A 14675-nucleotide genomic window follows, 5' to 3' on the forward strand; every position below is an offset into this window, starting at 1 on the left:
TTAAACGCCGCCGTCGGTCAGTTTCTCGGGGTCGAGCAGGACCTCAAGCTGGCTACGGGGCAAGTCAGTGAACTCCAGCGCTACATCAATCACCGGACGCCCTTGTTGGTAGGCGGTCTTAGCGATTTCTGCGGCCTTTTGATAACCAATGATCGGGTTCAACGCAGTCACTAAAATCGGATTGCGCGACAGCGCCTCCTTGAGCTTGGCCTCGTTGACCTTGAAGCTGGCAATGGCTTTGTCGGCCAGCAAGCGGCACGAATTGGCCAGCAGCTCAATACTGCTTAACAGGTTCTGGGCAATCACCGGCAGCATGACGTTGAGCTCGAAGTTGCCAGACTGACCGGCGACAGTGATCACCGCGTCGTTACCGATGACCTGAGCTGCAACCATTGCCGTGGCTTCCGGGATCACCGGGTTGACCTTGCCCGGCATGATCGAAGAACCCGGTTGCAAGGCCTGCAGCTCGATTTCTCCCAAACCGGCCAATGGGCCTGAGTTCATCCAGCGCAGATCATTGGCAATTTTCATCAGCGACACAGCCGTGGCTTTGAGCTGGCCTGAAACCGAAACCGCCGTGTCTTGCGATCCGATCAATGCGAACAGGTCTTTGCCAGGGGTGAATGTCAGGTGAGTCAGCGCGCTGAGTTGCTGACTGAATAATTCGGAAAATAGCGGATGAGCATTGATACCAGTACCCACCGCCGTGCCACCTTGAGCCAGTGACTGCAGGGCCGGCTGTAAATTATGCAAATGCTCGATATTGGCTTTGAGTTGTTGCGCCCAGCCATTGAGCACCTGACTCATGCGCACGGGCATGGCGTCCATCAGATGGGTACGGCCGGTTTTGACGTAGGCATGAACCTCTTCTGCCTTGTGCTCTATCACTTGCACCAAATGAGTCAGCGCGGGTAGCAGTTCTTCATGCAGGCCCAGAGCCGCACTTACATGGATGGCGGTAGGGATGATGTCGTTACTGCTTTGCCCGCAGTTAACGTGATCGTTGGGATTGACCGGCTCACCCAGAACCCGCGTCGCCAGTGTGGCGATCACCTCATTAGCATTCATATTGGAGCTGGTACCCGACCCCGTCTGGAATATGTCGACCGGGAAATGCTCCATATAATCGCCGGACAGCAGGATCTGAGTGGCCTCTACAATGGCTTTACCCTGCTCCTCGGTTATTTGCTTGAGCTCGATATTGGCCTTGGCTGCTGCGGCTTTGGCCAAGATCAGTGCCCGAATGAACTGTGCGGGCATGCGCTGATGACTGATGGGAAAGTTGTTCACCGCACGCTGGGTTTGAGCGCCGTACAGGGCATCTTCAGGCACATGCAGTTCACCCATGCTGTCACGTTCGATACGGGTATTACTCATCGTGAAATCCTTGCAACAGTTCGGTTAAAGAAATCGATGGCTCGAGCTCGCAGGTTGCCAATTGCCAGGCAAAGCTTTGCCAGCGTTTGAGTCGGCACGCGCACAGGGCTTGAGTTTCGAGGTCGCGAAGCGGACGCCACGCGTTGTCCAGACAGACGGTTCGCCAATGCCAGGGCAAGGCGGTATCGCTTGCCGTGTCGAGCAACAGCCTGAAAGAGGTCACAGCCACTCCCCACGGGGAAGTGGCCGTACAGGCAGCAAGATAACGGCCTTCAGCCAGATAATGGTCAATCAGACGCGGCTCGTCGGGCGCCAGCCCGCAACGGATCTGGCGGCTCATCCACCGCCAGCTTTCCAGATAAGGCCCTTCATGCAAGGCTGAACTCATGACCCTGGCTCACTCGATAATGAGATTCATTATTAAGCGATATTGATTATCAAAACAAGCCTTGGGGCATTTGCGCCTTGCCGAAGGGCCGTCCTTAAAGGGCTACACGCGGTAAACGAACCCGACAGGCAAATCCGATGGAGCAGCTTGCTGCAAGCCCCCAATCAAAAAGACCAATTTCCCTTCAGTTCTCGCGTTGCTCAATGCCAAAGACAATGGAGACAAAGGATTTTCACTAATCAGCTCCTCAAGCGAGTCTGTGAGTGCTTTGGTCATGGTGATCAGTGGTGAGTCAGTTTTATGCAGCTGCATGAAATTGAGGGTTTTGCTGCCACGGCGCCGGAACACAAGGTGGGAATAACCGGACACCCCTGGGTAGATTTCATACCCAAGTCGTTGCAAAAGACTTTTCATCACGTCATTAAGTGATTGATTAAGCGCGGTTGCAGCCCTTGTGATTAAGGCGTGTTCACTCGCCAGCAATACAAAGTCCATTCGGCTGAACATTCCGGCGCTCACTTTCGTGCCTACATTATAAATACGCTCACCGATGCGGGGCCCATGTGCCAACAGCGCGAAAGGATCCCCCAGATGCACACTCAGCAGTGCAGAGCTCTTGGTGATCCAACCATACAGAGTTTGGTTGATATTGAGCATGCGGCTGGTGGTCAATTCGGTATTGCCCGGATCAGCAAACCGAAAGAGTCGGCGGGCAAGCTCGATGCGTGATTGAGCAGTCATCGACGGAAAAATCGTACGCACAAAGTTACTTAGGGGTTTGTAGAAAAATGGCTCTTTTATCGTCCAGTTACCGTTGGCGAATTCAGCCAGTCGAGGTTGAAAATATTTGTTCTCACGAATGAGTTTTTCCAGCTGCTGGAAACTTTTGCACGGCTTGTGAGGATTGACGAGGAGAACGCGGTTAGTTTGAGCTTCAAGGCCCTGAGGCAAAATCTCATAGTGCAGATCATCAATTTTTATTGCTCTGTAAGTACGTTCAGGGGCAGTCACCTTGAAAATAGGCGGGTTGATACTCGCCATACTGGAAAGCCCCGGTTCAACGTTCTGCCCCCAACTTTTCCAACTGTCCTTTATTGAAACCCCGGAGTGAGGCGTACTGGTTGAAGTCCCCGGTTGCAGCGGGCGGGCAACCGGTTGTTCCTGCGCAATCTCCGGCGCCTTTCGCTTGTTGCTCAGCAACACACTGGAAGTGTCCTGCGGCTGTTGCAATCGTGCTTGTCTCGCGGCTTCCAGGCCGGGTTTCAGGTATGCATGTGACCACAACGGTAGCTCTTTGTGTTTAACCAGATACTCAGCCATAGCAAGCTCCATATGAGCCCTTCTCCCCTCCGGAAAATTATATTGATCCAGTAGTCTTCGGGCTTCTTCGAGACTGAGATTAGGAAAAGCCACTCGAACGCGAAAAGGTGCGAGCGTGGATGGGCCACCGCCAAGCAAACTTAATTCAGGAGTACTGACCCGCCATATACCCTCGCTGTCTTTGCTAATGGGCGACCGATACCAGGCTTGCGGACGACGCATGTCGATCACCCGCCAGACCAAGCGGTCTTTGTCATATTTGAGCTGATACCAATGCTTCTCTTGTTGAATGAAATACTGAGAATAGCCCCCCTGCTTGGGCACTTTTTCATACACGCCTGCGTAAGCACCATCAGTACGCAAGGTCAGATCAGTGAGATTTTTGGTATAAGCCAGTTTGGGATCAAGTGCGGGTGGCGAGGTCACGACACCCGTGTTCGGCAGTTTGATAACAGCGACACCGAGATCGACGCTCGCATCCACCCAATGCGCGACCATGCCTAAAAAATGCCTGAGCGCTTCCAGTTGACTGTCACGTTTTAATGCGTCAAATCCATTCCAAAGCGACACCAAACTCCGGCCGAGGGCAATAGGCATGGTGGCTTTCAAAGGCAATGCGAATGTCACAATGTCCACGGCCATTTCGATACTGTTCCAAACAGTCAGCTCGTTGACTTCAGACGTTGAGTTACTTAACGCATCGGCATTGGCAATCGCATGTCGAGCCAGCGCAATACAGCCCTGTTCAATAAAATTATCAGCGATAACCAACAGCTTCACATCGGGAGCGCGCAGCCCCTGCCTGAGCAGCTGACTGACCCGCGTTTGATGCCCCATGCTGACCCGCCCCGATAAATACTCAGTAAATGCAGCATCATGCAAAAACTTATTGGCAAAGTGCGCACGATTTTCAAACTCACGAAAACGCTTACCATCTGGTGCTTCAGGGGTATAAACAACCAGTGAGCTAACACTGAATTGTGGATGCTGGCTGGACCACTCAAAACTGGACCATGAGGCTTCGGGAGCAAGTGCAGGCGTTGCGATAATGAGAACGCCACGCACCGTGGCCCCATCTATCAGGAGTTGATACACCGTGATTGTATGCCCCTCCACCTCGGCGACAGGCTTCAGTTGTTGCGCTTTATCCAGTACCGCTTCGACCCAGCGATAACCACGATCGAGGCGATCCGGAGAAAAATCTTTGGATATCTTTGCCTCCAGTGCATCCATCCGCATCTGCGCAATCATTAACTGCATGGCTGTTTCACGTCGGGAAACAGCCCTGGGAGAATCGATCAACTTATCCTGCAGGAAGGCTTGGTAGTTATCCCCGATGTTCACCGTTCTGATAATGTTCTTGACTTGAGATGCACTCAATTGCGTTGACCGCGGCCCTGTTGCACTGCCTGTGCTGATACGGGCAGTGAGGGCATAGTCAACATCAAACTTACTGACATTCTCCAAAGACAGTTGGGTCATTGTCCTTGAGGTACTGACCATGTTGATGGAAGGGCCGGTACGGGACAGGCTGTTTACCGACGTATAAGAGGAAGAGGTAAAGCCACTGACAGGGATAACCGGCCCTGATCCAGCCTCTGCGGCAGTCGTCGTAATAAATAGCGTATCCGGGTCAATATGGATGCCATATTCCAACTGAATATGCTGCTGAATGTGTTCTCGGGCATAGCGCAGAAGAAAGGCTTTATCGCCAAATTGATGAGGTGAAGGCTCCCCATCTTCATTGGCAAGCAATGATTGCGTTTTGTACTTCTCTGCAGCCTCGAGCCATCTGGCCCGATCTTCGCTGTTGGCTTTAACCAGCCAATCACGGGTTTTTTTCGATAAGTGTTTGTGCACTCTTGCACTAAACGCACTGGCTTGCCTGAACCGATGGGCATAATCGATCACATGGGCCAGTTCACCCTCCAGCTCAGCACCGTTCGCAGTCGCGGCATGAGACAGAATATGGATCAAGTTTTGCTGGCGTTGCTCGTCATGTACCTTGAACCAATGCTCGAAGACCGACTCTTTGATCTCGCTGAAAAACAGCTCCAGTGTTGCCTGTGGCCCGTTTTCCAACGCCATGATGCGCGGCAAATCAGCGGATGAGGTCAGCTCCAGCATGGACTCGAATTCCGTGACTGCACGCCAACGGCGCTCTAGTTCCGCTTGCAGCGTCTGCAATGAACTAAAACCTTGCAGGCCGCCTGATGGCGTATAGAGCACCACCACACCGGCGTTTGCCTGATAATCGATCTCTACCGAGGGTCCTTTGGGCGCAATAGTGAAAGCCCCGAATTGATCCTCCACCCCGGAGCCATCGCGCGCTGTCATCACAAATGCCCCTGCAAAATAAACAGGAGCAAGCCCACTCTGCCCTTTCAGCGCTAAGGCATAGACCGCCGGGCGTGAATAGGCCGCTAACGCAGCGCGGGTCGACAACGAGGGGTATCGCACGATCAGGTCCACTACTTGCACCTGTTCGGGCGTCAGGGTGTTGTCGAAGTTGAGCATCTCGCACTCAGCCCGCAGTACGTCTCTGAGCTTGGTTATAAGCCAGTCCTTTCTTGACCGTGTTCCGGTAAGCGGAGTACTGGCCAGCCAGAAATCGGCGGTTTGTAATCTGATATAACTCCCGAGGTATCGGCGTATATCCGCCACAAAAAGCTCAAAACGGGCGATATCAATCCCCAGCTCTGAGGAGTCACCGGCGCGTATCAGCGTTGTGGTTGCAGCGGAATAGGAAGGGAACACATTGTCCCGCAACGTTTCGATTACCGTATCGATGACATTTGTAAATTGAGGAGGAGGCACCGTCGAAACATCGCTTTGCACCGTTGCCCCCGACTTGGAAACAATCAGCAGATGCGCAGGCTCGATGTCCTCGGTGACATCCGTAAAAGTGGTTTTGAATTTATTTTGAATAACTGAAGACAGGCTGGGCTGGTCGGTCAACAGGGTTTGAATTTCAGCATCTATAGCCATCCATTTCAGGACGTGTGTTTTTTCGGCCTCTGGACTGATGCCAACCAGATCGGAACTCAAGGCGTCAGATAATTGAAAAACTTCACTCATAGGGAAACACTCAAGAATGCTCAGTTATCCCGATACCCATGCTGTAGAGCTACAGGGTATAGGGGAGGATAAATACCAGAGCAGTCTGAACCCGGTGATCTTCTAAACTTATCTACATATGTATACCTGTGCTCATTCGAGTCTCGTGCGCTCGTCTGTGCACCAGTCAACCATTCTGATTCCTGTGGTCGAGAAACAAAAAAGGCGTATCACCGCAACAGTGATACGCCTTGATGAATTGTAAAAAGCTTAACTGCCCGCCACCGTCATGCGCTCGATCAATACCGAGCCGGTGCGGATATTGCTACGCAACTCCAGATCGTTACCGACCGCAATGATCTGTTTGAACATCTCACGCATATTGCCGGCAATCGTTACTTCCTGCACAGGGAACTGGATTTCGCCATTTTCGACCCAGAAGCCTGCTGCGCCGCGGGAATAGTCACCCGTCACCATATTCAGGCCGCTGCCCATCAACTCGGTGACAAACAGACCACGGTCCATTTTTCGGATCAAGGCCGCCTGGTCTTCATCGCCGTGTGTCACAAACAGGTTATGCACACCGCCTGCGTTGGCTGTGCTCGGCATGCCCAACTTGCGACCCGAGTAGGTGCTGAGGATGTACGACACCAGTTCGCCGTCCTTGATAAAGGGTTTGGCGTAAGTCGCCAGGCCATCGTTATCAAACGATGAACTGCCCATCGCACGCATCAGGTGCGGGCGTTCATCCAGCGTCAACCACTCAGGGAAAATTTGCTGACCCATCGCATCCAGCAAGAAAGATGACTTGCGATACAGATTGCCGCCTGAGATGGCCCCCAGAAAACTACCAAACAAACCGCCAGCCAATTCAGCCGAAAACAGCACCGGCACTTCACAGGTCGGCACCGGTCGTGCGCCCAGACGACGGGCAGCGCGCTCAGCCGCTCGTTTACCGATGATCACAGCATCTGTCAGCAACTCACCCTGGCAGTTGACGTCATACCAATAGTCGCGCTGCATCTGCCCGTCGCCTTCGGCGATCATGACGCAGCTCAGGCTGTGGCGGGTTGATGCCGAACCGCCGATAAAGCCGTTGCTGTTGCCATACACACGGCACCCTTGATGCGTGCTGAGGCTGGTGCCATCTGCATTTTTGATGCGACTGTCTGCTTCGAATGCCGCAGCCTCACAGGCCAGCGCTTTTTCGATGGCTTGTTCCGGAGTGATATCCCACGTGTGGAACACATCAAAATCTTTCAGGTCGCGAGCCATCAGGCTGGCATCGGCCAGGCCCGAGCTTTCGTCTTCAGACGTGTGCTTGGCAATCGCCAGCGCTGCCGCGACGGTTTCGCGAATAGCGTCAGGGCCCGTAGCCGAGGTGCTGGCCGAACCTTTGCGCTGTCCCACATAGAGCGTAATGCCGAAGCCCTGGTCGCGGTTGAACTCAACGGTTTCGACTTCACGTTGACGTACAGTCGTCGACAAACCCTGCTCAAGTGATACCGCCACTTCACAGGCACTGGCGCCTTGGCGCTTGGCTTCAGCGATGATTTGCTCGACCTGCTCTTGCAGTGCCGGCAGGGCCTGCGGGCCAACGCTTTGTACTGCACTCATGGTTTTCTCCACTCAAATTCTGTTTTCGGTAGGGCCGCCGAGCGACCGGGCCGGACAAGCGGCCCCCGACTGGTTATCATGGCGGCGTTTCTTTGCGGACTGCCACCATGGTTGATTCTTACGACGACGCCTTCGACGGCGAAAAAAGCAAATCACAGGTCAAACGCGAGCTTCATGCTCTGGTTGAACTGGGCGAGCGTCTCACGACACTCAAGCCTGACTTGCTCAACAAAATGCCTTTGACCGACGCACTGCGCCGGGCCTTGGCAGATGCTTCAAAACACACGGCCAATATTGCGCGCAAGCGCCATATGATGTTTATCGGCAAGCTGATGCGCGATCAACCGCTGGATGAAATTCTTGCGCTGATCGATCAAGTCGATGCCTCTTCGCGTCAATACAACGAGCGTTTCCATGGTCTGGAACGCTGGCGTGATCGCCTGATTGAGGGCGATGACGCCGTACTGGAAAAGTTTGTCGCCGAGTTCCCTGAGGCTGATCGCCAGCAAATGCGTTCGATCATCCGTCAGGCCAAACACGAACTGGCTCAAAACAAGGCACCGGCTTCCAGCCGTAAATTGTTCAAGTACATTCGTGGGTTGGACGAGACACAACGCGGTCTGCGTTAAATCTCGTACGTGAGCGGGTTGCCCAGCAACCCGCTCACCGCCCTTCAAGCGCCTGTACCGCCAACCGTAATCGCGTCAATTTTCAAGGTCGGCTGGCCCACGCCTACCGGCACAGACTGTCCATCCTTGCCGCACGTGCCCACACCGCTGTCCAGCGCCAGATCGTTACCGACCATCGACACCTTGCTCATCGCTTCCGGCCCATTGCCAATCAGGGTCGCGCCTTTGACTGGGCGAGTGATTTTGCCGTCCTCGATCAAGTAGGCCTCGCTGGTGGAGAACACAAACTTACCGCTGGTAATGTCGACCTGACCGCCGCCCAAATTAGCGCAGTAGATACCTTTCTTCACCGAGGCGATGATCTCTGCCGGATCGCTTTCGCCGCCCAGCATGTAGGTGTTGGTCATGCGCGGCATCGGCAAATGCGCGTACGACTCACGACGACCATTGCCGGTACGGGCTACGCCCATCAGTCGAGCATTCAACTTGTCTTGCATGTAGCCCTTGAGCACGCCGTTTTCGATCAACGTGGTGCATTGGGTCGGGGTGCCTTCGTCATCGACACTCAACGATCCACGACGACCCGCCAAGGTGCCGTCATCGACGATGGTGCACAGTTTGGAAGCAACCATTTCGCCCATGCGTCCGCTGTAGGCTGAGCTGCCCTTGCGGTTGAAGTCACCTTCCAGACCATGCCCAACTGCTTCGTGCAGCAGCACGCCAGACCAGCCAGAGCCCAGGACAACGGGCATGGTACCCGCAGGCGCAGGCACAGCTTCAAGGTTGACCAGTGCCTGACGCAACGCTTCACGGGCATACCCCATGGCACGGTCGTCAGTGAGGAAGTAGCGATAATCCGTACGCCCGCCGCCGCCATGCCCACCGCGTTCGCGACGGCCGTTTTGCTCAACGATCACGCTGACGTTAAAGCGCACCAATGGACGTACATCGGCAGCCAGACCACCGTCAGTAGACGCCACCAGAATACGTTCCCAGACGCCGGCCATGCTGACGGTAACTTGCTGAATACGCGGGTCCAGCGCTCGGGTGGCGGCATCGATGCGCTTGAGCAGCTCTACCTTTTCGGCACGGCTGATGACTTCCAGCGGGTTATCCGGCGCGTACAGCTGGGCAACGTCCTGAGCCGTAAATGCCTGAACGGTACCGTTCTGCCCGGCACGGGAGATTGAGCGCGCAGCCCGGGCGGCCAGCCCCAAGGCTTCGAGGGTAATAGCGTTACTGTAAGCAAAGCCGGTTTTCTCACCCGATTGGGCGCGCACACCTACACCCTGATCGAGGTTGAAACTGCCTTCTTTGACGATGCCGTCTTCCAGTGCCCAGGATTCGGAAATCTGACCCTGAAAATACAAATCTGCCGCATCAATACCCGGCCCGGCCAGATCGCCCAGCACACTTTGCAGACTTTCGATGGTGACACCGCCCGGTGCCAACAGGTGTTCGCTGACTGAGGTCAACAACTCGCTCATATTCACTCCGTCTTGGCCCCTGCTTCAGCATCTTTGAGTGCTGAACCCACGGGCCTGAAAATTAGTCGTGCGTTGCAGGCCGCTGTGCGCCCTGCGAAAAAAATCTCCGGTGGTTGACCACCGGCATGCGCGCCCTGATAGACGCCTGCTCTGCACTGTCGCGCTCGGCCAGCAATACCCCTTCGCCTTGTGCCTGTTGTGCCAGCACACGTCCCCAGGGGTCAATAATTGCGGCATGCCCCCAGGTTTCGCGCGGGCCAGGATGAACACCGCCCTGAGCGGCGGCGAGGATATAGCACTGGGTTTCAATAGCCCGGGCGCGAATCAGCACCTCCCAATGGGCCTGCCCGGTCACGGCCGTAAAGGCCGAAGGCGCGGTGATCAGTTCAGCGCCTGCCGCCCTCAACTCACTGTATAGCTCGGGAAAACGCAAGTCGTAACAGACCGTCAAGCCCAGCTTGCCAACCGGGGTGTCGGTGACCACCACGCGCTCACCCGGTGAATAATCATCAGACTCACGGTAACGGCCACGGCTGTCAGACACGTCAACATCGAACAAGTGCAGCTTGTCGTAACGTGCAACTTGCTCGCCGTCAGCGCTGATGAGCAATGAACAGGCATTGACCTTGGCATCGGGCTGATTGGCAGGCGGTAGGGGTAATGTGCCTGCCACTATCCATAAGTTGAGGTCGCGAGCGGCCTGTTTCAACCACGGTAGAATCGGACCCTGGCCCAGTGCCTCTGCGCGGCCGATATCGGCGATGTCACGCCGGCCCATTGCAGCGAAATTTTCGGGCAGCACGGCCAGTTGCGCTCCGCCCTCGGCCGCTTGCTCAAGCAGCCGCCGGGCTTGGCCCAGGTTAGCCAGCACGTCGCTCTGGCTGACCATTTGAATCACTGCAAGCGACATGGCATTTTCCTGATAAGCATCGTGTAGAAGCGTTTAGGCCCGAACCCGTACCATGCTACTCCTAGTTTTTCTCAAAAGGTTTGTCGAAGGTGATCTTCGGATCCGTCCATGGGCCTTGAATGCTGTACTGCACGCTGGCAAAACGCGACACCTGATCACCAATCAACTTATTCAGCAAAAACATCGCCCCGCCTGCCGCCGGACCGCCTACCAACAGGGCAGCAAGCGGCAGGTTGTTAGTGACCGGCAATGTGACCAAGAGTTTGGCATTGACCTGATCAGTCACCATGTTCAACGTGCCATTAAGCTCCAGATTAGTGGACGGCCCGGTCATCAAAATAGGTTTGCTCGTGCTGTACACGCCATTGTTGGCGTTCAACACACCCTTGACCCGGTCATAACTCAGGCCTTTGCCAAACAGGTCAGAGAAGTCCAGACGCAAGCGGCGGCCTATGGCGTTGAAGTTCAGCAGGCCAAAAATGCGCAACACCTGAGCGCTGCCATCAACCTCAACAAACTGGCCTTTTCTCAACGATGCATCCAGTGTGCCCGAGAAGCGCTTAAGACCGATCCAGGCCGGTGAACCCGGCCAGCGACCATCCACGTCGACATGGAAGTCTTCGCTGGTCACGCTCGGCGCGAACCCCCAATTTTTAAGCACATCGGCCAGATTGCGACCGCCAAGACGTCCCTGATACCAGCTGTTGGTAGCACCGGCAACGCCTTCCCAGCCACCTGAGCCATCAAGCAGCAAGCCCTTGAGCCCCAGGTTGAGCGAACTCATTTTGATGCCACGGCCGGTCGGACGAATGTTCAATGACCAGGCCCCCAGCAGATCCGGCCCTTGATAGAGCTGGCGAATAATGATGTCCAGCGCCGGGATGTTTCGTGGGTCGACTGAGGCCAGTGGATCCGGGGCATTGTCGTCGGTCACCGCTTTGGGATCAGGGGCGGGCAAACGGATGGTCTGCATCGTGACCACGATGGGCGCGCTCTTGGCGTCCGGAAGTCTCACCGTACCCACAGCTTGTTTACTGTCGATCTGTAAGCCCCACGCCGAGCCCGTACGCTTCATGTTCAAGCTGACTTGGTCAAGCTGTGTGCCAAATCCGGTCAACTTGCCCACTTTAAAATCCGCACTGCTGAGCATTTGCTTTGCACTGCCTCCCGGGTCCTTGCCTGCATACCGCTCCACCAGAGCCTGCCAGGGTGCTATATCCAGTTCCGACAAGACGCCGCGAATGCGTACACCTTTGGTGGGCGGCAACACCGGGGTGCCTCCCCCCAAAAACAACTCCCCCCGCCCGTCTTCAAACTTGCCATTGGGTGCGGCAAACGTCAGGTTGGCCAGATCGCCATAGTCAAACCAGTAGCGGCGCTCGGCCCCCTGCAAGGTCATGCGAAATACTGTGTCGCGGACTTCATTGGCAGCCAGGCCGAAAGGAGCAGGTAAATCGATTACCGCTCCGCGCAGATTGGAGTTGACCCGCAACTGACTGTCCGCGCCGTCCAGCGTGAGCTGCAACTGATAAGGCAAGACACCACTCACGGGAATTTGCTGATTGAACTTGAGCCAGTCGGTCAACTGTTTAACACCGACCTGACCGTTAGCCACCACACGCGTGTTCAGCCTGCCGGGTTTGCCATCGGCATAAATCTGCGCCGTGACAGGACGATCGAACGCCCGTGCGCTGATGCCTTTACCACTCAGGCCTTTATCACTGTCAAAACGAAAGGCGCCCTTGAGTTGCGTCAGCTCAAACTCGGGCTCGCTGATTTTCAAGCGCGCCTTGTCAGTGTTGAAGTCGACTAGAATTTTCGGCTCTACGTCTTTTTCCAGAGGGATATCGAGGTCGACACGGCCTTTGAGTGGGCCCTCGCCCTGCCATCCGGCAAAGGTTTCAGCGGTGCCGATGGGGGCCTCCTGAAGAATTTTCAGCCCATCGCCCAGACCACCATCAAAATCGCCGTTCAACAACAAATGGCTGACTTTTCCGGTGGGAACATGCGGGATGCTGACCGCTACATTACGTACCTTGGTGGAGAGCAACAGGCCTTTGCTGGCCATGATGCGTACACCGCTGTCTTCGATAAATACATCACCCGAAACATCGCGCACGTGAGGCCAACCGGGTTGAAAGGCCAACTCGACCCCGTGCACTTTGAAAAATAGACTTATATTGCGCGCTGCTGCAACTGCATCGTGGCTGAGCGAACCTTGATACTGAAAGAAGCCCTCTTCAACTGCACCTTTGATAATGGCCGTGCTCAGCCATTCAGTGAGTGCAGGACTCAAGACTTCGGGCAGGTACTTGGGAGTGAAGCGACCATCACCATCGGTCAGCCCCACCCGCAGATCCATGTAGTCCTCTGACGAATGATCCAGATGAATGCGGATCAGGAAGTCAGCAGCAATCTTGCCCTCTTCGCCCAGCACTTTGATATAGGGTGCAATCAGCGTGAAGGCGTTCTTGTCCAACGTCCACTTGAGCAAGGCGTTGGCTTGAAGGTACTGCCAGGGTTTGGCGAAGATCGGGTCCAGGTGCAGCGAAAAATCCTTGCTGTCGAGCCGCAGCTCACCCTTGCCCAAATCACCACTGATCAAACCGCTGACATTGCGTGCCGCCGGTGCGCCGTGAGTGGCATTGAAACCCACCTGCTGCAGGTTGGCAGCAAAACTCAGTTTTTGATCATCCGGGGCATGAGGCCGGTAGTCGGCCAATACATTGCGCAAGGTGCCGGTAACGTTGAGTTGATCAATGACTTGGGCAGCGGCTTGCGGCACAGGCGCCAGCGAATCCATCAGCGCTGTGAGGGGGGTCAGGTCAAGGTGATCGGCCTGCAAGTGCCAGCGCTCTTGCGCCGGGTCATTGGCAGCAAACTGCTGCAACTGCATGCGGGTTTCCCAGCGTTTATCACCCAGGTTCACCGCCAGCGAGTCGAGGACGACATTAAATCCCTGCTCGCCGCGCTCCACCCAGGCACGCAAGGCCAGATTATCGAAGGTTTGGGCTTTTCGCTCTGCATAAGCGCCACGCAAGGTGGGTGCATTCAAACGCGCAACTGCGCGCTGTACCGACCCTTTGCTCCAGTCAAACCACAGCTCGCCACCCGCTTTGAGTTCTGACACTTTCCACGGGTTGATCAGCGAGGCCGGCAGCCATTTGGCCCAATCACTTTGAGGCAGGCTCACATAGGCCTGAGCCGCAGCATCGCGCCAGTGACTGGCCTCTATTTGGGTTTTGACACTCAAAGCCACAGGCTGGCCGTCGGGCAAGGTCAAGCGCGCATCGAGCCGCTGATCCGACGCGCCCACATCCAGCGTCAAGCCAACATAGGTCAGGGTCAATGGCGCTTGTTTGTAAGGTTCAAGGGTCACCTGACTGTCGAGCACCGACAGCCGCGCCACACGCTGCAATTGATTGAGAAGTTGTTCAGGATCGAGGGGTTGATCATCCTGCACCGGCACGCCTTCAAAGGCCCAGTGACCGGCCTGATCCTGACGTGCGCTCAACTGCAACCCGTTGAGCTGCAGATGGGCGATGCGAATATCGCGATGTAACAGGCTGGACCAGACATCGGGCACCACCTGCACCTGATCAAGACGCAGAGCATGGTTGCCCTCGCCGACCATCACGTCATGGGCCATCAACACCGGCGCCATTCCACTCCAGCTGCCTTCAAGGCTGCCAATGGTCAACGGCATGCCCAAGGCATCACGCGCCTTGTTTTGAAGTTCTACGCGGTACTCGGCAATCAGCGGCGTGAGCTCACGCCCCAAACTGACATACAACGCCGTGATCACCAGGACCACAGCACTTAGTCCCAGCCCCCAGCGGGTCAGCGCGGCAAAAAAGCGTGGCAGACGCTCCATGTCATGTTGCCCCTTT

At 55.5% G+C, this 14675-nt stretch carries 8 protein-coding genes; 1 reads left to right on the forward strand and 7 read right to left on the reverse strand.

The features are described 5' to 3' along the window. The 4 genes from FJD38_RS11800 to pmbA all read right to left on the reverse strand — a co-directional run bounded on the left by FJD38_RS11800 (window position 1) and on the right by pmbA (window position 7759). Window positions 1-1377, reverse strand: a complete 1377-nt coding sequence (locus FJD38_RS11800; protein WP_146385432.1) for a class II fumarate hydratase — start codon at window positions 1375-1377, stop codon at window positions 1-3. Beyond that, window positions 1370-1765 carry a FagA protein gene (locus FJD38_RS11805; protein WP_122786388.1) on the reverse strand — a complete coding sequence of 132 codons (396 nt, stop codon included), beginning with the start codon at window positions 1763-1765 and terminating at the stop codon, window positions 1370-1372. The genes FJD38_RS11800 and FJD38_RS11805 overlap by 8 nt, the downstream gene beginning before the upstream one ends. Before the next feature lie 102 nt (window positions 1766-1867). After that, complete coding sequence (locus FJD38_RS11810) at window positions 1868-6163, reverse strand: dermonecrotic toxin domain-containing protein (RefSeq protein WP_146385434.1); 4296 nt, start codon at window positions 6161-6163, stop codon at window positions 1868-1870. A gap of 249 nt (window positions 6164-6412) precedes the next feature. Continuing rightward, entirely contained in the window at window positions 6413-7759 is a 1347-nt protein-coding gene (gene pmbA / locus FJD38_RS11815) for a metalloprotease PmbA (protein WP_146385436.1), read from the reverse strand. A 107-nt stretch (window positions 7760-7866) separates the two neighbouring features. Between pmbA and yjgA the strand changes: the two genes are divergently transcribed. Then, the gene (yjgA, locus tag FJD38_RS11820) at window positions 7867-8388 is read left to right on the forward strand and encodes a ribosome biogenesis factor YjgA (protein WP_122786385.1); all 522 of its coding nucleotides are present in this window, start codon (window positions 7867-7869) and stop codon (window positions 8386-8388) included. A 44-nt stretch (window positions 8389-8432) separates the two neighbouring features. Here the strand turns inward: yjgA and tldD are convergent, their stop codons facing one another. From tldD to FJD38_RS11835, 3 genes are all read right to left on the reverse strand, one after another. Then, window positions 8433-9875, reverse strand: coding sequence for a metalloprotease TldD (tldD, locus tag FJD38_RS11825; RefSeq protein WP_122786384.1), 1443 nt, complete (start codon window positions 9873-9875; stop codon window positions 8433-8435). A 61-nt stretch (window positions 9876-9936) separates the two neighbouring features. Then, complete coding sequence (locus tag FJD38_RS11830) at window positions 9937-10785, reverse strand: carbon-nitrogen hydrolase family protein (protein WP_122786383.1); 849 nt, start codon at window positions 10783-10785, stop codon at window positions 9937-9939. A gap of 61 nt (window positions 10786-10846) precedes the next feature. Beyond that, window positions 10847-14659, reverse strand: coding sequence for a YhdP family protein (locus tag FJD38_RS11835; RefSeq protein ID WP_146385438.1), 3813 nt, complete (start codon window positions 14657-14659; stop codon window positions 10847-10849). Window positions 14660-14675: the final 16 nt, after the last annotated feature.

The sequence above is a fragment of the Pseudomonas saxonica genome (assembly GCF_007858365.1).
GTDB lineage: Bacteria > Pseudomonadota > Gammaproteobacteria > Pseudomonadales > Pseudomonadaceae > Aquipseudomonas > Aquipseudomonas saxonica.